15 protein-coding genes are annotated in these 19,639 nt (G+C 74.3%); 3 read left to right on the top strand and 12 right to left on the bottom strand.

Annotation, left to right across the window (positions count from 1 at the left end; genetic code table 11):
* Positions 1-251: 251 nt before the first annotated feature.
* The 4 genes from IEZ10_RS33660 to IEZ10_RS33645 form a co-directional block, all read right to left on the bottom strand.
* Positions 252-1,835: an MFS transporter gene (locus IEZ10_RS33660; RefSeq protein ID WP_189250558.1), complete on the bottom strand. Its 1,584-nt coding sequence runs from the start codon at positions 1,833-1,835 to the stop codon at positions 252-254.
* 4 nt (positions 1,836-1,839) lie between these two features.
* On the bottom strand, positions 1,840-2,520 hold the full coding sequence (locus tag IEZ10_RS33655; protein ID WP_189250557.1) for an LppX_LprAFG lipoprotein: 681 nt from the start codon (positions 2,518-2,520) through the stop codon (positions 1,840-1,842).
* A gap of 207 nt (positions 2,521-2,727) precedes the next feature.
* Entirely contained in the window at positions 2,728-3,207 is a 480-nt protein-coding gene (locus IEZ10_RS33650; protein ID WP_229811904.1) for a MarR family winged helix-turn-helix transcriptional regulator, read from the bottom strand.
* A gap of 334 nt (positions 3,208-3,541) precedes the next feature.
* Complete coding sequence (locus IEZ10_RS33645; protein ID WP_189250556.1) at positions 3,542-4,132, bottom strand: malonic semialdehyde reductase; 591 nt, start codon at positions 4,130-4,132, stop codon at positions 3,542-3,544.
* A gap of 154 nt (positions 4,133-4,286) precedes the next feature.
* On the opposite strand from IEZ10_RS33645, the gene IEZ10_RS33640 reads away from it, so the two are divergent.
* Positions 4,287-5,276: a cation diffusion facilitator family transporter gene (locus IEZ10_RS33640; protein ID WP_189250555.1), complete on the top strand. Its 990-nt coding sequence runs from the start codon at positions 4,287-4,289 to the stop codon at positions 5,274-5,276.
* A 17-nt stretch (positions 5,277-5,293) separates the two neighbouring features.
* Here the strand turns inward: IEZ10_RS33640 and IEZ10_RS33635 are convergent, their stop codons facing one another.
* From IEZ10_RS33635 to IEZ10_RS33605, 7 genes are all read right to left on the bottom strand, one after another.
* The gene (locus tag IEZ10_RS33635; protein WP_229811903.1) at positions 5,294-5,905 is read right to left on the bottom strand and encodes a hypothetical protein; all 612 of its coding nucleotides are present in this window, start codon (positions 5,903-5,905) and stop codon (positions 5,294-5,296) included.
* A gap of 773 nt (positions 5,906-6,678) precedes the next feature.
* Positions 6,679-8,097, bottom strand: a complete 1,419-nt coding sequence (locus IEZ10_RS33630) for an aminopeptidase P family protein (protein ID WP_189250553.1) — start codon at positions 8,095-8,097, stop codon at positions 6,679-6,681.
* A 241-nt stretch (positions 8,098-8,338) separates the two neighbouring features.
* Positions 8,339-9,655, bottom strand: a complete 1,317-nt coding sequence (locus IEZ10_RS33625) for an ABC transporter substrate-binding protein (RefSeq protein WP_189250552.1) — start codon at positions 9,653-9,655, stop codon at positions 8,339-8,341.
* 9 nt (positions 9,656-9,664) lie between these two features.
* Positions 9,665-10,870 carry a branched-chain amino acid ABC transporter permease gene (locus IEZ10_RS33620; RefSeq protein ID WP_229811908.1) on the bottom strand — a complete coding sequence of 402 codons (1,206 nt, stop codon included), beginning with the start codon at positions 10,868-10,870 and terminating at the stop codon, positions 9,665-9,667.
* A gap of 97 nt (positions 10,871-10,967) precedes the next feature.
* Positions 10,968-11,858, bottom strand: a complete 891-nt coding sequence (locus IEZ10_RS33615) for a branched-chain amino acid ABC transporter permease (protein WP_189250551.1) — start codon at positions 11,856-11,858, stop codon at positions 10,968-10,970.
* Complete coding sequence (locus tag IEZ10_RS33610) at positions 11,855-12,835, bottom strand: ABC transporter ATP-binding protein (protein WP_189250550.1); 981 nt, start codon at positions 12,833-12,835, stop codon at positions 11,855-11,857. The genes IEZ10_RS33615 and IEZ10_RS33610 overlap by 4 nt, the downstream gene beginning before the upstream one ends.
* A gap of 37 nt (positions 12,836-12,872) precedes the next feature.
* On the bottom strand, positions 12,873-13,706 hold the full coding sequence (locus IEZ10_RS33605; protein ID WP_373287445.1) for an ABC transporter ATP-binding protein: 834 nt from the start codon (positions 13,704-13,706) through the stop codon (positions 12,873-12,875).
* Between the two features lie 292 nt (positions 13,707-13,998).
* On the opposite strand from IEZ10_RS33605, the gene IEZ10_RS33600 reads away from it, so the two are divergent.
* Together IEZ10_RS33600 and IEZ10_RS33595 are read left to right on the top strand one after the other, a co-directional pair.
* Positions 13,999-15,198, top strand: a complete 1,200-nt coding sequence (locus tag IEZ10_RS33600) for a PucR family transcriptional regulator (RefSeq protein WP_189250548.1) — start codon at positions 13,999-14,001, stop codon at positions 15,196-15,198.
* A 172-nt stretch (positions 15,199-15,370) separates the two neighbouring features.
* On the top strand, positions 15,371-15,799 hold the full coding sequence (locus IEZ10_RS33595; protein WP_189250547.1) for a CBS domain-containing protein: 429 nt from the start codon (positions 15,371-15,373) through the stop codon (positions 15,797-15,799).
* A 164-nt stretch (positions 15,800-15,963) separates the two neighbouring features.
* Here the strand turns inward: IEZ10_RS33595 and IEZ10_RS40350 are convergent, their stop codons facing one another.
* Positions 15,964-19,305, bottom strand: coding sequence for a S8 family serine peptidase (locus IEZ10_RS40350; RefSeq protein WP_308426330.1), 3,342 nt, complete (start codon positions 19,303-19,305; stop codon positions 15,964-15,966).
* Between the last annotated feature and the right edge of the window lie 334 nt (positions 19,306-19,639).

The following is a 19,639-nucleotide window of genomic DNA, read 5'->3' as shown; positions in this document are numbered from 1 at the left end:
TGTCCATCGAGATGCGCGACACCGACGAGGACGTCTTCCGCGCCGCGGAGGAGCTCGGCATCGACCTGTCCCGGCGTGAGCCGAGCAGCGTCGAAGAGGTCTGACGGCCATACTGGAGAACTCGGCTCTGCCGTAGGGCCTCCGCGTGCCGGTGGGGCGGGTACGCACGACGTGCTCGCCCCGCTCGCGGCAGGCTCAGGGCCACCCGGGACGACGGCTTCGCCGGGGCGGAGGATCACCGTGCGGAAGACTCACGGTCTCCCGGGACGATCCGGCTCCGCCGGGGCGGGACGGCCACGCGGCAGCAGCAGCGCGGCCAGCGCGCCGATCACGCACAGGACGGCGGTGATCAGGAAGATCTCGCCGTACTCGGTGTGCAGGGCCGCCTTGACCTGGGCCTCGTAGGCGGCGAGCCGCCGCGCGTAGACGGCGGGGTCCACACCGAACGGCAGCGGCGTGTCCAGGTTCGCGGTGAGGGACTGGAACCGGTGGAACCCCCAGGCCGACAGCGCGGCGATCCCCAGCAGCATGCCCATCATCCGGGCCACGACCACCGCCGCGGACGCCACGCCGTGCCGGGCCGCGGGCACGGCCCGCAGGACCGCCGAGGAGACGGGGGCGATCACTGCGCCGAGGCCGAGCCCGGCCACGGCGAGGTCGACGTCCACCCGGAGACCGGCGGAGGCCAGGTCGAGCGGCCACCCGCCGATGCGGAGGTAACCGGCCGCGGCCACCGCCAGCCCGGCGACCGCCACCGCGCGCTCGCCGTACCGGCGGACCAGCGGGCCGCCCAGCAGGGCGGCCACGCAGAGCGCGACCAGGAAGCGCGACAGCACCAGCGCGCCGTCCAGCGCGTCCAGCCCGAGGAGGGTCTGCGCGGTCAGCTGCGCGTCCACGAGCGTGACCATGAGCGCCGCGCCGGTCAGCGCGCTCACCCCGAGCGTGGCGAAGAAGGGCGTGCGCGCCACCCCCGCCAGATCGAACAGGCGGACCCGGGCCCGCCGCTCCCATACGGCGAACCCGGCGGCGGCCACCGCCCCGGCCACGACCAGGGCCGGCCCCCACGGCGGCAGGACCGACCGCCCCGGGTCGGGGTTGTACAGGCCCGCCACGAGCAGGCCCAGCGCGGCGGCCAGCAGCAGCCCGCCGACGAGATCGACGCGGGCGGCCGGGGACGCGGCCCGGTCGCGGGGCGGCACGGCCCGCCGTACGGCCAGCGCGGCCACGGCGGCCAGCGGGACGTTGAGCCAGAAGATCGACCGCCAGCCGCCGAGCGGGAGACCGCCCAGCCGCAGGGACACCGGGACCGCGGCGGCGAGGGCCGCGCCGTACAGGGGGCCGAGCACGCTGCCGAGCTCCTGGGCCGCGCCGAGCACGCCGAGGGCCAGCGGGCGGTCGCGGTCGCCCCACAGGTCGGCGACCAGGGCCATGGTGACGGGCAGCAGCGCGCCGCCCGCGACGCCCTGCAGCGCCCGCCCGGCCACCAGCCAGGGGACGGTGTCGCCCAGCGCGGTGACGACCGATCCGGCCGCGAAGCCCGCGAGGCACAGGTGGATCAGCGGGCGCCTGCCGTACCGGTCGGACAGGCCGCCGAGCAGCGGCATGGCCGCGACGTAGCCGAGCAGGAAGCCGGTGACGATCGGGGTGGCGCGTTCCAGGTGGTTGAGCGGCACCCCGGCGTCCCCGGCGACGTCCACCAGGATGGTCACCACGACGTAGGCGTCCAGGGCCGCCAGCAGCACCGCGACGCCGCCGACGCCGAGGGCGGCGCGGCGCCCGGCGGTCCGGGACGCGGGGGAGGGGGCGTCGGCGGGAGCGGGGACGGGGGCGGTCACCGGGTCACCCGGCCGGCGCGGTGATCCGCACCGGCACGCCGTAGTCGTGGAAGGCGACGGTGACCTTCCCGCCGTCCAGCGGCAGGTCGGCCCTGAGCAGGCGGCTGGTGGCGCGGTCGATCCAGAGCGTGCCGTTCACGTCCTGGCCGAGGCCCGGGACCATCGTGACGAGGATCCGGTGGGGGAGCGTGGCCGAGACCTTGTAGGCGTCGGAGCCGTCCACCTTCTCCGCGGCCTCCGTCCGGGGGTTCACCGCCCCGGACATCAGCTGGACGACCCCTCTGCCCGGGTCGAGGATGGCGGACGGGTCGTAGATCGTGGCGAGCTGGCTGCGCGGCATCTTCTGGAAGCCGCCGGTGACGCCCTTGAAGTGGACGGTCTCGCCGAGGAGGACGAACTGGATCTCCTGGAGGGTGCCCATCAGACTGAGCTGGATGGTGCCGTCGGCGTCGCCGGTGCCGCTGAGGCGGCCGGTCGCCTTCTTGACCGGCACGGCGGGGCTGCCCTCGGTCTCCAGGGAGAAGGCCACGGACGTGACCGCCCGCATCGCCTCCGCCGACTTCCGCACCAGCTCCGGCCCGCCGGGCAGGCTCGGCCCGTCGGAGCCGCCGCACGCGGCGGTCAGGGACAGTACGGCGAGCGCCGCGGCGAGCACCGCGGCGAGGGGGATCCGGCGACCAGGCATGGCCGGATAGTAACGATCGCGGAGCCGCCGGACGATGCCGGAGCGATATCGGTTTCGCCTCCTCCGGTTCCCGCGCGGACGGCCCGGCGCGGGCGGGAGGGCTCCCGGCGAAGCGGAGCCGGGGACCGATCCCGTGGAGCGGCACCGGGGCCGCTTCCGGCGGGCCGTCGCCCCGGGAGGACCGTTCCCGGCAGGGCCCGGGGCCCGTCAGCCTCCGCTCGCCGTCCGCAGGCTCTTGAGGTGCTCGACCACCGGGGAGTAGGCGGACTCCAGCGCGTGCAGCTGGTCGTCGGTGAGCAGGTCGATGAAGTGCCGCCGAACGCTGGCCACGTGGTGCGGGGCGACCTTCTGGATGGTGGCCCAGCCGTGCTCGGTCAGCACGGCGAAGGTGCCGCGCCGGTCGTCGGCGCAGTTCTCCCGCGTGACCAGCCCGGCCGCCTCCATCCGGGAGATCTGGTGGGAGAGGCGGCTGCGGGACTGGATCGTCGCGCTCGCCAGGTCGCTCATGCGCATCCGGTGCTCGGGGCTCTCCGACAGGTTGACCAGGATCTGGTAGTCGTTGATGGACAGCCCGAAGGAGTGCAGCTCGCGATCGAGGCGGTGCTCCAGGAGCCGGTAGGCGTCGAGGTAGGCACGCCAGGCGCGCTGCTCCATGGAGCTGAGCCAGCGGGTCTCCTCGTCGTTCACCGGCCGATCACCTTCTCTCCCCGCCACACGGGACGGCCCGGGCGAGACGCCCGCCGCGCCCGCCGTGCCGGTTCCGCTCCCCGTCCATGGATCAGAACTTACCGGAAAACGGTGGAACGCCCTTTCCCCGGGGCGGGGACGCGCCACACCGGCGGGGCGGGCGTCCTCCGTACGCTCTCGTCTTCCGTACGGTTCCGTCCTCCGTAGGGTCCCATCCTCCGGGCGGTTCGCGGACGGGTGGTTCGCGGGCGGGCGATTCTGGGGCGGGCGGTTCGTGGGCGGGCGGCTCCGGGGCGGGGGTTCGTGGGCGGGCGGCTCCCCGGGCGGGCGGTTCTCAGACGGTGGTGACGACCTCGTCGTAGGGGAGGCGGGGAAGGCGGTCGAACCAGGCGTTCTCCCCGGGCCTGCCGATGTTGACCACCGCCATGACGGTGTGGGCGTCGTCGAGGAACTCCTTGTCGATGCCGTCGGCGTCGTAGCCGGCCATCGGCCCGGCGGCCAGGCCCGCGGCGCGGACCCCGAGGATGAAGTAGCCGACCTGCAGGGCCGCGTTGAACGTGGCGGTGCGGGCCCGGCTCGCCTCGTCGGCCGCGAACCGTTCCCTGGCGCCCGCCGCGTGCGGGAAGACCTTCGGCAGCTCCTCGTGGAAGTCCAGGTCGGCGGCGAGGATGGCGACCAGCGGGGCGGCGGCGGTCTTCGCCTGGTTGCCCGGGGCCATCAGGGACACCAGGCGCTCCCGGGCCTCGGCGGAGCGCACCAGGACGATGCGGAGGGGCTGGCCGTTCATGGCGGTCGGGGCGTACTTCACCAGGTCGTAGATCGCCCGCACCTGATCCTCGGTGACCGGTTCGTCGCTGAAGGTGTTCGCCGTGCGGGCGTCGCGGAAGAGGAGGGCCTGTGCTTCGGGGGAGAGGGTGAGCGACATATGTACTCCTAAGCGGCTTGTGTCCCTTTTTTCTTCGCAACATGGGTGAAGATTCAACTATTCCCGGGGGGTCCGCCCCGGCCGGTGAGGTTTCGCCCTCCGGCTGGGAGGAACGAGACCCCGGGCGTACAGTGGCCAGACAGCGGAGATTCCAGTGAACGACCCCGAAGCGGACAGGAACGGCCAGGAGAAGCCCGGCTCGGAGAGCCTCGGCACCGTCGTCGTGGCCGGCCTCGCCAACCTCGCCATCGCCATCGCCAAGCTGGTCGCCGGCCTGATGAGCTCCTCGGCGGCGATGATGTCCGAGGCCGCGCACTCCGCCGCCGACACGGTCACCGAGGCACTGCTGTTCGTCGCGGTCCGCCGGTCCGACAGCCCTCCCGACGCCCGCCACCCGTTCGGGCACGGCATGGCGGGGTTCTTCTGGGCGCTGATGGCGGCCTTCGCCACCCTCATCGGCGGCGCCGGCTTCTCGATCACCCACGGCGTGCAGGAGATCATCAACGGCGAGGAACTCGCCGACCTGAGGGTCTCCTACGCCGTCCTCGTGATCTCGTTCGTGATCGAGTCGGTCTCCTTCTTCAAGGCGCTGTCGCAGGTGCGCTCGGAGGCGGCCCGGGTCAGGGTCACCCCGCAGCGCTACGTCGCCCGGACCTCCGACACCGCGGTCAAGGCCGTGCTCTTCGAGGACGCCGCCGCGCTGGCGGGCCTGGTGATCGCCGCCTGCGGCCTGCTGGCCTACGAGATGACCGGCGACCCCGTGTGGGACGGCGTCGCCTCGGTGGCCATCGGCCTGCTGCTGCTGGGCGTCGCCGCCCACCTCATCTACGCCAACGTCTCCCTGCTGATGGGCCAGGCCGCGCCCGAGCGGATCAGGAAGGAGATCGAGCGGGAGATGCTCGCCCAGCCCGAGGTCGAGAACGTGGTGGAGCTGCTGACCATGATGCTCGGGCCGTCCGAGGTGATGGTCGCCGCCCGCGTCGACTTCCTCGACGAGACCACGGGAGCCGCCCTGGAGCGGGCCGCCGACCGGGTGGAGGAGCGGCTCCGGGAGCGCTTCCCGTCGATCTCGCACGTCTTCCTCGACCCCACCCCGGGCAGGCCGTCCCGTGGCCATCGCCGGGTGGCGGACCGCGACTCCTGAACGGCGGGACCCGGGTCCTACTCGTCCTCTCCGGAGCCGTCCGCGGAGCCGTCTCCCGCGGCGTTCCCGGAAGGGCCGGGGGACGGCGTCACGGTCCGGCCCTGGGAGTCGGTGACCAGCTCGTCGGCCGTGCCCATGACCGTCGTGCCGTCGACCTCCCAGCGCCCGCCCGCCCTGACCAGGTCGAGCCGCAGGTAGGTGCCCAGGAGCCGCCGGGTGCCCGCGGTGCTGGTCACCGTGGAGTCCACCACGGTGACCGCCCTCGCCCGCTCCGGGGCGACCCCGGAGACGTAGACGTCCCGCACCGAGGCGGCCGAACGCGCTCGCAGCGAGATGATCGCGTCCTTGAGCCTCGCGAAGACCTCGTCATAGGTCCTCTCGAACCGCTCACTGGACACGGCGCGGACCCGGTCGCGGCAGGCCCGCAGGTCCGCGTAGTCGTAGGTCTGCAGCGCCACGGCGAACTCGCGCGCCCGCGCCGCCACCGCCGCGCGCTCGGACTCCTCCTGCCGGAGCCGGTCGGCGGTCCTCCACTGGAACGCGGCCGTCGCGGTGGCCGCGAGCATCCCCGCCACGGCCGCCGCCGCGATGACGCCGGCCCGGCCGGCGGTCGCCCGGCCCGGGGCCACCGGACCCCTGCCCACCCGGGCCGCGGCCGTCCCGCCCGGAACCACCGGACCCGCGCCCGCTCGGTGCGGAACCGCCGTGCCCGCGTCCGCCCGGCCCGGATCGGGGCCCGCCCGGTCCGGCTCCATCCGGACCGGACCGATGTCCGGTTCCACCTGGTCGGGACCGATGTCCGGTTCCACCTGGTCCGGGCCGGTGCTCGACCGGTGCGGACCCGCCCGGGCCGCGGCCGTGTGACGGGCGGCCGGGTGTCCCGGGTCCGTCCCGCCCGGCCTGGCCTCCGGGCTCGGCTGGGTGGGGGGTCCCCCGTCGCCGGAGACCAGGTCGCCGCCGGGAGCTTCACCGTGGCCGGGAGCTTCACCGTGGTCGGGAGCTTCACCGTGGTCGGGTGCCCCGCCGCGGGCCGGGTCCGCTCCCCGGGGAGCAGCCCCCTCGCCCGGCTGCCGAGGCGCCTGGCTCAACTGCTGCTCCTGATCACGGCGGCCCTGCTCCCGATCGCGGCGGTGCGGCGACCGGCGGGCGGCGGGGCTCGCCGTATCGCCTCCGGGCCTCCGTACGGCGGCCCTCCACGGCAAGTCTTCCCTGGCGGAGCGTGCCCGGCACGTCACGTACCGTCCTAATTTGGTACGTTTTGTGCGCTCCGGCCGGGCGATCATGGTTCCCCGCCGCCCGAAGACCGCCGTCCGAACACGCCGTACGGACGTCACCGCCCGGGCGCGCCGTGCGGACGTCGCTGCCCGGGCATGCCGTACGGACGTCACCGTACGGCGGGCGGTCAGGCGGAGAGCGCGGCCATCCAGCCCTCGATCTCGTCGGGGTGGCGGGGCAGCCCCGCCGACATCAGGCGGGCGCCGTCGGCGGTGATGACGAGGTCGTCCTCGATCCGCACGCCGATGCCCCGCAGCTCCGGCGGCAGCGTCAGGTCGTCCGGCTGCAGGTAGAGGCCGGGCTCGACGGTGAGCACCTGACCCTCCTCCAGCACGCCGTCCAGATAGACCTCCGCGCGGGCCCTGGCGCAGTCGTGGACGTCCATGCCGAGCATGTGGCCGCTGCTGCACAGCGTGTAGCGGCGGTACAGGCCGCTGCCGGCCTCCATGGCCTCGTCCGCGCTGATCTTCAGCACGCCCCAGTCGCGCAGCCCCTCGGCGATGACCCGCATGGCCGTCCGGTGGAAGTCGCGGAACCGCGCCCCGGGCCGCAGCGCGTCGATCGCCGCGCTCTGGGCCTCGTAGACCAGCTCGTAGACCTGCCGCTGGACCGGGCCGAACCGCCCGGAGATCGGCATGGTCCGGGTGACGTCCGCGGTGTAGAGGCCGTCGGTCTCCACGCCCGCGTCGAGCAGCAGCAGGTCGTCGGGGTTCAGCCGGCCGTCGTTGCGGATCCAGTGCAGCACGCACGCGTGGGCGCCGGAGGCGACGATGCTCTCGTAGCCGACCGCGTTGCCCTCCAGGCGGGCCCGCAGGCCGAAGACCCCCTCCAGGTAGCGCTCGCCGCGGCGGTGGGCCAGCGCCGCGGGCAGCGCCCGCACGACGTCCTCGAAGCCGCGCACGGTCGCGTCCACGGAGAACTGCAGCTCGGCGACCTCCCACTCGTCCTTGATCAGCCGCATCTCCGAGAGGAACGCCTCCAGTTCGGCGTCCCCGTCGTGCGGGGCCACCCGGGCGTCCACCGAGGCGTCCACCCCGCGCAGCACCCGCGCCGGGCCGCCGAGCGCGTCGTCCAGGCGGTCGATCGGCGCGCAGTCGAGGAGGTAGAGCGCCTCGGCCTCGGCGAGGTCGGGGCGGCGACCTACCCAGAACTCCCCGTAGCGGCGGTCGCGGTAGAACTCCTGCCCGGCCGCCCCGGGGGCCGAGCGCGGCGAGCGGGGACGCAGGAACAGCGTCGCCTCCCCGGACGGGTCGATCACCAGGACGTCGTCGGGCTCCTGGTCACCGGTGAGGTAGGTGAACGCGCTGTGCGGGCGGAACCGGTAGTCGTTGTCGTTGCTGCGGACCTTGAGCGTGCCGGACGGGATGACGAGGCGCTCACCGGGGAACCGCGCCGCGAGCGCGGCGCGTCGCTTGGCCGTGTAGGCGGCCACCGGCAGCGCCGCCACGTCGTCACGGCGGCTGTCGGCCCAGCCGGTCGTCATGAACTCGGCGAGTGCGTCGGAGACGGGCAGGTCATGGCTGCCGGTGTTCAGCTTGTCGGTCATCGGATCCCCGGGAGCGAAGGCTTGTGGTATTTCACACGCTACAACCGGGAGATGCGGCCCGCATCCCCGATACGGGAACGCGGACCGCGGCGGCCGGCGAGGCGGGTGGCCGCCATCCGGCGCTTCCCTCCCGGCGCTTCCCCCGACGCTTCTCCACCCGGCGCTTCCCCACCCGGCCGGGCGGCCGGCGCCCGCCTCGCCGGGCCGGGCGGCCGGCCGGTGACCCGCTTCGCGTGAACGGTCAGCCGACCGGCACCCGGTACTCCTTCGCCAGGTCCGACACCGCCGCCTCCTCGAACACCACGGCGCCGCCGATCGCGTCCTTGTCCGGCTTGGTGACGAACGACGCGCGGGAGGCGGGCCGGTCGAACACCGTGAAGTCCATCGGCACGCCGTACTCGCCGCCCCAGGAGGACCGGGTGCGGTGCGCGGCCACGACGCCGGCGCGGCTCAGGTCCTTGGCCGCGCACGCCTCCCGCAGCGCGTCGCCGACCATCGCGGCGGCGGAGTAGCCGGTGGCCACGCCGCTGTCGACGGTCTGCCCCGGATATTTGGCCCGGTAGTCGGCGGCGAGCTTCCTCATCGCGGGCAGCGGGGAGCTGATCGGGGCGCCGCCGGTCATGACGTAGAAGTCCTTCAGCAGCGCGGGCCCGGCCGGGGTGGGCAGCAGCTGCGGGGAGTAGGCGGAGTTGCTGCCGACGAACGGCACGTCCATGCCCCTGGCCAGCGAGACGCCCACGAGGGAGGCGGTCTGCCGGGGGCCGACCGACACCAGCACCGCCTTGACGCCCTCGGCCTTGAAGGCGGCGACCTGGGCGCTCATGTCCTGGTCGGTCGCCTTGATCTTCTGCTCGACGATCTCCAGGCCGAGCTTCTCCGCGGCGTACCTGGAGCCGTTCAGCGCGCTCTCGCCGTAGTCCCCCTCGAAGTACAGGTGGCCGATCCTGTCCCCCTTCTTGATCCCCTTCTTCCTGACCAGGAAGTCCACCCCGTTGATCATGTCGATGTCGTAGGTGGTGGCGGTCACCTGGATGGGCCTGCTCCCCAGCAGTCCGGTGGCCCAGGCCATCGGGACGGTGAACATCTGGTCGGCCTCGATGCGCTGTTTGAGGGCGACGACCATGGGAGAGCCGATGAAGTGGGCGATCGCCACCGACCTCGGGGCGATCTCGGTGTAGGCGGTCACGGCCTTCTGCACGTCGTAGCCGTGGTCGCGCACCACGGCCTGGATCTTCCGGCCGCACACCCCGCCCGCCGCGTTGACCTGCTCGAAGTACAGCTGCTGCGCCTGGGTCAGGCTCTTGCCGAAGGAGGCGTAGGGGCCGGTCAGGTCGGTCATGACGCCGACCGTGATCGTGTCCGCCGTGACGCCGGGGCCGGTCTTCACCCCGTCGCCGCCGACGGCCGGACCGCCGCCGGTGGCCTTCCCGCTCGCGCACGAGGCGACCGCGGGGGCGAGGGCCAGGACGAGGACGGCGAGCGCCGCGATCCGCCGGGCCGGGGCCGCGGGCGTGCCCGCGCGGCCCGGCGGGGGAGCTGAGGGGAGGGTGGAGGGCAACGTCGGCTCCTAATCATCGGGGGACGGGTTCAACGAGGTCTTGAACGAGGTCCTGTCGGACTTCTCCGGCTTCCCGGGCTTCCCGGCCCGCCCGGTCTCCGCGGCGGGTACGGCCCGGCGGTCCGGGCCCGCCGGGTCCGCCGGGCGCGCCGGATCCGCCGGGGAGGTACGGCGAACGGAGGAGGTACTGCGGGCCGGGCGGGGGCGCAACCGGCCCGCCAGGCCCAGCAGCCCGCCCGGCAGGAACAGCACGACCGCGACGACCGCGGCGCCGTACAGGATCCGGGCGGCCTCGGCGGGGGAGACGCCGCCGGAACCGGGCTGGGCGACCAGCGGCAGGGCGTCGCCGTATCGGGTCAGCAACTGGGGCAGCATCGAGACGAAGACGGCGCCGGCCACCGCCCCCGCGACCGACCCGAGCCCGCCGATGACGATCATGGCGAGGTAGTCGAGGGAGAGCAGGAGGCCGAAGTACTCCGGCACCGTCCGCTGGAAGGCCAGGGCGAGCAGCACCCCGGCCAGCCCGCCGTACATCGACGACAGCACGAACACGCCCGCGCGGTAGCGGGCCACCGGCACGCCCATCACCCCGGCCGCGATCTCGTGGTCGCGGATGGTGTTCATGGCCCGGCCCGGCCGCCCGGCCAGCACCCCCCGGGCGAAGACGGCCGCGCAGACCAGCACGGCCAGCCCGAGGAACCACAGCCGCTCCAGCGCCCCGAACGGCACCCGGGCGACGACGAGGGCCGGGGAGTCGGCGAAGACGAATCCGAACAGCTCCATGGGCGGCACCGGGCGGCCGTTGTAGCCGCCCGTCACGGGGGTGGCGTTGAACAGGACGTGCTGGCCGAGGAAGATCAGGGCGAGCGTGGCGATGCCGAGGTAGGCGCCCTTCAGGCGGCCGGCGATGGGACTGAACACCCCGCCCGCGACGCCCGCGGCGAGCACCGCCAGCACCGCCGCCAGCGGGGTGGGCAGGCCCAGCCCGCCCAGGCCGCCCTCCGGCTCGGCGGAGAGGTGGACGTAGCAGTAGGCGCCGACCGCGAGGAAGAACGCGTGGCCCATGGACAGCTGGCCGGTCGCGCCGGTCAGCAGGTTGAGGCCGATCGCCCCGACGGCCGCCGACATCGCGAACAGCCCCGCCTGGAGCCAGAAGCCCTCCAGGTAGAACGGCACGGCGACCGCGACGGCGACCGCCGCCGACCGGGTGAGGATCCTGGCGAGACCGTTCCCGGTGAGCCCGCGGGGGAGCGCCCCGGCGCGTCCGCCCTCGGCGCGTCCGTCCCCGGTGGGCCTGTCCTCGGTGGGCCTGTCAGACACGCGCCGGCTCCTTCGTCCCGAACAGCCCCGCGGGGCGGATGAGCAGCACCACGACCATCACCAGGAACGGCGCGACGTCACCGGCGCCCCGGCCGAGGAAGGCCAGGTCGTTCTGGTAGCCGGTCACCAGGGTCTCGGTCACCCCGATGACCAGGCCGCCCGCCAGCGCCCCGGTGGTCGAGTCCAGGCCGCCGAGGATCGCCGCGGGGAACGCCTTCATGGCGGCGAAGGCGGTGCCGCGGTCCAGCCCCGGCGTGGGGAACACGCACAGGAACAGGGCCGCGACGGCGGCGAGGGCCCCGGCGACCGCCCAGGCGCCCATCGACACCCGCCCGCGCCGCACGCCCATCAGCGCGGCGGCCTCGGCGTCCTCGGCGGTGGCGCGCATGGCCACCCCCCAGCCGGTGTGCCGGAACGCCAGCAGGAACGCGGCGATGAGGGCCGCCGCGACGGCCAGCGCGACAAGGCGGGTCTCGGCGACGCTGACGGGCCCCAGGCGCACCACCCGGTCGCGCCACGGGTCGCCCAGGGCGAGCACGTCGGTGCCGATCCGCCGGGTCAGCTCGGTCGTCAGCACGATGTCCACGCCGATCGTCACGATGGCGAGGACGCCGTGGGAGGCCGTGTTCGCCCGGCGGATGATCAGGAACTCGACCAGGGCCCCGACGGCGGCCGCGGCCGCGACGCCGGCCGCCAGCGCGGCCCAGAAGCCGATCGACGGGTGCAGCCGCGCGACGACGTAGCCGCCGGCCAGCAGCAGTGAGGCGTGGGCGAAGTTCACCACCTCGGTCGCCCTGAAGATGATCACGAATCCGAGGGCTATCAGCGCGTACACCGCGCCGATGGAGACCCCGTTCACCAGCAGCTCCAGGAAGGTGGTCACGGGGCGCCCTCCCCGTCCGCCTCCCCGGGTAAGTCCACGGTCCCGTTCCGGTCCGCCGTCTCGTCCGGGCCCGCCGTGCCCAGGTAGGCCCGGACGACCCCGGGGTCGGACTGGACCTCCTCCGGAGGGCCGTGCGCGATGCGCCGGCCGAAGTCCAGGACCGTGACGGTGTCCGCGAGCCGCATGACCATCCCCATGTCGTGTTCCACCAGCAGGATCGAGATGCCGAGGCTCTCCCGGACGGCGGCGATCAGCCCGGCCATGTCGCGCCGCTCGCCGCCGGTCATGCCGGCCACCGGCTCGTCGAGCAGCAGCAGCCGCGGCTCCATGCACAGGGCGCGGGCCAGCTCGACCCGCTTCTGCACGCCGTACGGCAGGAGCCCGACCGGTGTGGCGAGCAGGCCGGTGAGGCCGACGAAGGCGGCGATCTCCTCGACCCGCTCGCCGTGCCGGGCGGCCTCCCGCCGGGCGGACGGCAGCCGCAGGCCGCACGACAGGAACCCGGCACGGGTCAGCCGGTGCCTGCCGAGCATGAGGTTGTCCCGCACCGGCAGGCGGGGGGACAGGGCGATGTTCTGGAACGTCCGCGCCACGCCCAGGGCCGCGATGCGGTGCGGCGGCAGGACGGTCAGTTCCGCGTCGCCGAACCGCACGCTGCCCGAGGTGGCCCGGTAGACCCCGGACAGCACGTTGAAGCAGGTCGACTTGCCCGCCCCGTTGGGGCCGATGACCGCGTGGACGCTGCCGGGCTCGACGGTGAATCCGACCGCGTCGAGCGCGGTGAGCCCGGCGAACCGCACGGTGAGGTCGCGTACGGTGAGCCGCGCGGGCGGGCCGCCGTCCCCGCGGCCGCCGGAGCCCCCGGCGCCCCCGTGGGAGCCGGGGGCTCCGGCATGGGTTTCGGCGGGGGTTTCGGCGTGGGAGGACCGGGCCCCGGTGGGCAGAGCCGTACCGTCCGGTTGGTATGTCTCGCTCATGGGTGCTCTCCGAAGGGCTGCCGGGACGCGTCGAGGGTCATCCCGGCCACCTGGCCAGGGCGGGCCGGGTCGCGGGGGCTCCGCCGGCCGGCGCGGCGGGGTCGTCGCCGATCCCCAGGTAGCGGCGGCGCACCTCGTCGCTCGCGGCCAGCTCGGCCGCGGGACCGGACAGGGCCACCTCGCCGACCTCCAGCACGTAGGCGTGGCGGGCGAGCGACAGGGCCATGGCGGCGTTCTGCTCCACCAGGAGCACCGTCGTCCCCTGCGCGTTGATCTCGCGGACGGTGTCGGCGATCCGCGCCGCCGCCATCGGCGCCAGCCCCAGGGTCGGCTCGTCGAGCAGCAGCATCACCGGCCTGGCCATCAGCGCCCGGCCGATGGCCAGCATCTGCTGCTCGCCCCCGGACAGCAGGCCCGCGCGCTGCCGGGCGCGCTCGGCCAGCACGGGGAAGAGCGTCAGCACCCGGTCCCTGGCCTCGGCCGCGGCCCGGCGGCCGCGCGCGCCGCGTGCGCCGAGCGCGCCGGCCCGCAGGTTCTCCGCCACGGTCATCCGCGCGAAGATCCGCCGCCCCTCGGGCACCTGGACGACCCCGCACGCCACGACCGCCGAGGGGTCCGCGCCGGACAGCCTCCTCCCGCCGAAGGAGACCTCACCCGCCGCGATCCCGCCCCGGTGGAAGCGAAGGGTGCCGGAGACGGCGCGCAGCAGGGTCGACTTGCCGGCTCCGTTGCCGCCGAGCACCGCCACGACCGAGCCGCGCGGCACCTCCAGTGAGACACCGCGCAGGGCCGTCACCGGGCCGTAGCCCGCCGCCAGGTCCCTGACGACCAGCCCGGCCTCCGCGGCCTCCGCGGCCTCCGCGGTTCTCACGGGTCCCGCGGGTCGCGCGGGCTCCGGGGGATCCCGGGGCTCCGCCGGTGGCGGGGAATCGTGGGCGTCCGTGCGCGCCTCCTGACGGCGGGCCTCCATGCATTGCCTCCCGTGGCCTCCTGACAGCCGATGAACGCACCCAACCCAGGCGGCCCGCCGCCGTCCATAGGCCCGGGTGAAGTCGGGGCTCACGCCCACACGCGGCGGGTGGAGGTTGTGCGCCTGCACAGCGACGGATCACAAACGGGACAGAATCTTGTTCCGCAACGGCGGGTCCTGACACGATTGACAGATGGGGACACGCGGAGCCGTGGACGCCGAGGTCGGCCGGATCATGTCCCTGGCCGCCGAACAACTGCTGCGACGCCTCTCGGAGCTCACCGACGAGCTCGTCGCCAGGACGCGCGACACCGACGAGGCGTACCGCCGGCTGGTGCCCGCCGACGACCACTGGCAGAGCGTCCACGACGCCATGCGGCACGGGATCGGCGCGATCCTGCTGCCCCGCGAGGAGCGCCGCGACGTCACCCAGGCCGAGGCGACCGCCCGGCGCCGCGCCGAGCAGGGGCTGCCCATGGACTCGCTGCTGCGCAGCTACCGGGCCTCCGCCCAGGTGGTGTGGGAGGGCCTCATCGAGGCCGTCGCCGGCGAGGAGCCGGAGAGCCTGCCGGTGCTCGTCCGCGGCGCCACCCGGTTCTGGCACGCCATCGACCGCCAGGCGGTCGCCGCGGCCGACGCCTACCGCCGCCGCGAGGCCGAGATGTGCGGCCGTACGGCGGAGCGGATCCAGGCGCTGCTCGACGCCCTCCTGGAGGACCGGGCCGACGCCGCCCTGGTCCGCAGCGCCGCCGCCGCGCTCGACGTGCCGGAGCTCGCCCGCTACGCCGTGGTCGTCACCCGGCCGCCGGGACGCCAGGGCCACGGGCGCGACGCCCCCCGGCCGGCCGTGCTGGGGACCATGCGGCTGCTGTGGCGGATGCGCTCGGACCACGAGGTCGCCGTCGTCCTGCTGCACGACGCGCAGTCCGGCGACCTGACCCGCGGACTGGAGCCCCACGTCGCCGGGCACGCCGGGATCAGTCCGGTGGTGGGGAGCCTGGCCGAGCTGGGCAGGGCCCGCCGCCTCGCCGAGGTGGCCCTGCGGACCTGCGCGGGGGAGGGGCCGCAGGTGGCCAGGCTGGAGGACCGGCTGCCGGCGGCCCTGGTGGTGAGCCAGCCCGAGCTGGCGGGGCACCTCAGCGCGGCCGTCCTGCGGCCCCTGCTCGCCCTCGACCCGGGGGACCGGGAGGTCCTGCTCGGCACCCTGGAGGCGTGGCTGCGCTGCGAGGGGTCGGCGGTGCGCGCCGCCGGGCGGCTGTACTGCCACCGCAACACCGTCTTCAACCGCATCCGGCGCATCGAGCAGCTCACCGGGCGCTCGCTGACCCGCCCACTGGACATCGTGGAGCTGGCCCTGGCCCTCGACGCCGTCCGGCTGCTGCCCGCACCGTGACACGCCGCCCCCGCGCCGTGACACGCCGCCCCCGCGTCACGAGGCACCGGTCCCCGGCGGCCGTGACGGACGGTCCCGTCACCGGGACAGGGCACGGGCGGAGGCTTAGCCCGGAAGCCCGCCGGGCAGGAAACAGACACCCCCACCCAGCCCGCACACCCAGGTGGTCTCGATGCTCATCGGTGCGCTCCTCGCCAAAAAGGGAAACCACGTGGTCACCGTCCGTCCCCGCTCGACGGTGACGGAGCTGCTGGCCGTACTGGCCGACAACAACATCGGCGCCGCGGTGGTGTCCGACGACGGCTCCTCGATCAGCGGCATCGTCTCCGAGCGCGACGTGGTCCGCGGCCTCAACGAGCGCGGCGCCGCCGTGCTGGACGCGCCCGTGTCGGCCATCATGACCACCGAGGTCCGCACCTGCGGTCCCGGCGTCAAGGTAGAGGACCTGCGCCAGACCATGACCACGCACCGCATCCGGCACGTGCCGGTGGTGGTGGACGACCGGCTCGCCGGGATCGTCAGCATCGGCGACGTGGTCAAGAGCGCCATCGAGGCGCTGGAGACCGAGAAGGCGCACCTGGTGGACTACCTCCACCGCTGAACGGCTCCACCCGGCTCCCGTTCCGCCCGGCCCGCCGCGTCGCCGGCCGGGCCCCCGCACGGGCCCCCGCACGGGCCCCCGGCGGGCGTCGGCGGGGACGCCCGCCGGACGCCGGTGGGGCCCGGCACCGGGTGCCGGGCCCCACGGACCGCCGTCGCGTGCCGCTACCGGACGGTTATCCTGTCGACCTCGATGGTGAGGCCCTCCACCTCGGGCGTCGAGGTGCCGGTGGTCACCGTGCCGACCCCCGTCGCGACCCCCTTGACCTTCATCGTGTAGGTGAGGGTGCCGCCCGGGGCGCCGGGCGTGCTGTTCACCCGGAGGTCCTGGGTCGGCGGGCCGCTGATCTGCGTTCCGGCCGTGCCCTCGGTGTTCTCGGCGCCCACGGTCAGGCCGTAGCCCGCCGGGGTGTCACCGGGCAGCCGCTCCGGGTCGTAGGTGTAAGTGATGTCCTCGGTGCCGTTGAGCCCGATCCACTGCTGGAACACCTTGGCGTCGGTGGTGCCGTAGAGGTTGACCCGCCACTCGACGACGAGCCAGTCGTCGACGCCGTCGGTGAGGGTCGCGACGTAGACGCCGGGCGCGCCGGTGCCGTCCAGGTCGGTCCAGTAGGGGGCGAGCACGTTGTTGGGAGCCGCCGGGTCGGGCAGGGTCTGCGGGACGGGCTCGATGTCGCCGGAGCCCGAGGTGCCTCCCGCGACCGTGTAGCCGTCGGAGACGACGCCGATCCGGGTGTAGGTCCGCCCCGCGTACGTGAACGCCGGGACGGTGAAGTTGAGCGCCTGCTCGTCGCCGATCGGCGTCGGCGCGATGCCGAAGGCGTCCAGCGGCAGGTACGGCGCGGGCCCGGTGCCGGGCGTGACGACGGGCCTGTCCGGCTGCCTGCCCGCCAGGGTCGCCTTCGCCGTGGCGATCTGGGAGCCGATCTTCGTGGCCCCCGTGACGCCGTTGAGGCGCAGCCTGGCGTCCAGCGTGCTGACCGCCGTCACCTCGGTGTCGTTGAACGTGTCGTTGCGCACGCTCACCGTGCAGGTGGACTCGCCGGTGTTCCGGGCGATGGTGTCCGGCGTGCAGGTCTGGTCGACCGGGACGGCGCCCTCCTTGCGGAAGAACGCCACCGGCAGGTGCAGGTCGCGGTTCCCGCCGACCTGCTTGAGGTCCACCTGGCCGAAGTACTGGCCGTCGGGCAGGTCGGGCGCGGTGACCACCACGGAGATCTTCGCGCTCTTGCCCGGCTTGACGCTGAACAGCGGCGGCAGCACCGCGATCTTCGCCCCGCTGACGGTCCTGCCGGTCGCGGTGTAGGTGAGCGTCCTGTCGGTGACGTTGGTGACCGTCCGCTTGACGGTGATGAGCCCCGGCATGGTCGGGGCGTTCACCGACGGCAGGTTGAGGTTGATGCGGTTCCGCTCGTCGGTGGCCGAGGCGGCGAAGTTCTCCGCGGTCTCGTCCAGGGTCAGCCCGGGGTCGCCGGCCTTGGTCAGGTCGATGCGGCCGCCGCCGAGGTCGAACGGGTCGGCGGGGGTGACGCGGTCCTGCTTGGTGACCGACGTCCTGGCCGTGGTCTCCAGCGCGGACTTGACCTGGCCCGGGGTCCAGCCGGGGTGCAGCGCGAACACCAGGGCCGCGGCGCCCGCGACGTGCGGCGACGCCATCGAGGTGCCCGCGATCGCCTGGTACAGCTGGCCCTGCGGGCCGCCGGCCGGGCCTTCCAGCGTCGGCGTCTGGCCCGCCAGGATGTGCAGGCCGGGCGCGGTGACGTCCGGCTTGAGGAAGTCCCCGCCCGGCCCGCGGGAGGAGAACGTGGCCATGGCGTCGCCCTGCCAGGTGGTCTTGGCCCCCTGCGGGAACGACGCGGTCGCGCCTGGGTCGGCCGACAGGAAGGCCAGCAGGGCGTCGGTCTCCGGCTTGTCGATGTGGACCGTGGGCAGCCAGTGGTTGTCGGTCATCACGTCGAGCGGCGTGGTGTTGTAGAGGATCATTCCCGCCGCGCCGCCCTGGCGTACGTTGAAGCCCTTCAGTACCCGGCCGGGGCCGCGCTCACAGGCGACGATCTTGCCGGTGAACAGGCCCGGAGGGGCGGGGGCCGTACACAGCGGGTTGGAGTACGGCGGAGCCGAGGCGAGCACGACCCGCAGCGGGGAGGTCACCCCGGCGGTGATGGAGGCGCCCTTGAGCGTGGCCGTCGCGCCGCCCGTGCCGGTCAGCGTGACGGTGGACTGGAACGTCCTGGACTGCGTGGAGGCCGCCACCGTGGTCACCCACGGGCCGCGGTGGTCGGTGGTCCCCGCGCCGGGGCCGGAGTTGCCCGCCGAGGCCGACACGAACACGCCCGCGGCGTAGGCGTCGAGGAAGGCCAGCTCCACCGGGTCGGTGTAGGGGGAGCCGCCGCCGGAGATCGAGAAGTTGATCACCCGGACGCCGTCCAGGATCGCCCGGCCCACGGCCTGCGCGGAGTCGGAGGGGAAGCAGCCCTCCACCCCGCACACCTTGTAGATCGACACGTGCGCCGCCGGGGCGATGCCGTGGATCGGTCCGCGGCTGATGCCCAGGGGGGCGGCGTCGGCCACCGGGCCGCCGGCCGAGGTGGTCGCGGTGTGGGTGCCGTGGCCGTTGGAGTCGCGCGCGCTGTCAGGGTAGACCTCGCCGCCGAACACCGCGTTGTAGGTCTCCAGGAACGGCGCGCCGCCGATGAGCTTGTCGTTGCAGGTGAACGGGTCGGCGGCCGGGGTCAGCGGGTTGTCGCCGAAGTCGCAGACGCGCGGGGAGCCGTCCCGGGTGGGAGGCGCGGCGGGCAGGTTGCCGGGGTCGGCGAACTGGGGGTGCTCCGGCCAGACGCCGGAGTCGAGGACGCCGACGACGACGCCCTTGCCGGAGGAGGAGCTGCCGCCCAGCTTGCTGTAGATCGCCGGCGCCCCGATGAAGTCGGAGCTGGAGTCGGTCAGCGGCTTCTCGGGCTTGTCGTGCTGGACCGCCGCGACCCCGGGCAGCTTCAGCACCTCGGCCGCCTTGTCGGCGGGGATCCGCAGCGCGATGCCGCCGTAGACGGTGCGCAGCTTCTGCCCGGCCCGGGCGCCCGGAACCTTCCTGGCCAGCTCGGCGAGGAAGGCGTTCTCCACCCGCTCGATGTGCTTCTCGTACTTCTTGGCGGTCGCGCCCCTGACGTCGAGCGCCCTGCCGGTCTTCGCGGGACTCGTGGCGGGAAGCCCTTCGAGGTCGCCCTGGTAGGCGGCGTACGAGTCGTAGTCGAGCTTGACCATCACGTTGACGGGGGCGCTCGACGTCGACTTCAGCAGCGCCGTGTCGCTCCGGGCGAGCCTGCCGGTCGCCGACTTGGCCCCCTGGACCGGCTCGCCGCCGGTCAGCGGGGTCGCCGTCCACTTCTTCGGGGCCGGAGTGGGGGCGGGATCCGCGCTCGCCGGCGGCGTCATCGCCGCGACGAGCCCGAGGGCGGCGGCGAGCACCGCCACCCGCCTGATCCCGGGCGGCTGGGGGGTACTGGGCAAGGAGACCTCCCTGTGGGGGACACATGGGCGCGTCACCCCGCGTGGAGGTCCCGGGTCACCCGGCCGTGCCCGGCCGCGGGCATGGCTGAGGAGGTCTCGGCCCTCCCCGTGGGTGACGAGCGATCGACCGTCCGTGAGGGCGGCCGACCTGACTGGGAGACTAGTCAGCGGCCATTTGCTTGGCTAGAGACGGAAATTGCCACAATAAACACCCTGCTTGGGCAAATCTGATCACGTGATCGCCGACGGCAGGGCGGCCTCCCCGAAACCGGAGGCGGGGCCGTAGCCTGAGGGGGCCGGCGTGCCCGGCGACGAGGACCGCCCGGCGGAGGGA

The organism is Streptosporangium pseudovulgare (assembly GCF_014648055.1).
Lineage (GTDB): Bacteria > Actinomycetota > Actinomycetes > Streptosporangiales > Streptosporangiaceae > Streptosporangium > Streptosporangium pseudovulgare.
Note: the sequence above shows the minus strand (reverse complement) of the source record. Positions and strands in the feature narration are given on the sequence as shown.

Coding starts and splice junctions, on each gene's coding strand:
- IEZ10_RS33655 (WP_189250557.1), bottom strand. CDS start 2,520: ATGCCTGGTCGCCGGATCCCCCTCGCCGCGGTGCTCGCCGCGGCGCTC.
- IEZ10_RS33645 (WP_189250556.1), bottom strand. CDS start 4,132: ATGTCGCTCACCCTCTCCCCCGAAGCACAGGCCCTCCTCTTCCGCGAC.
- IEZ10_RS33630 (WP_189250553.1), bottom strand. CDS start 8,097: ATGACCGACAAGCTGAACACCGGCAGCCATGACCTGCCCGTCTCCGAC.
- IEZ10_RS33610 (WP_189250550.1), bottom strand. CDS start 12,835: ATGAGCGAGACATACCAACCGGACGGTACGGCTCTGCCCACCGGGGCC.
- IEZ10_RS33600 (WP_189250548.1), top strand. CDS start 13,999: ATGGGGACACGCGGAGCCGTGGACGCCGAGGTCGGCCGGATCATGTCC.
- IEZ10_RS33595 (WP_189250547.1), top strand. CDS start 15,371: ATGCTCATCGGTGCGCTCCTCGCCAAAAAGGGAAACCACGTGGTCACC.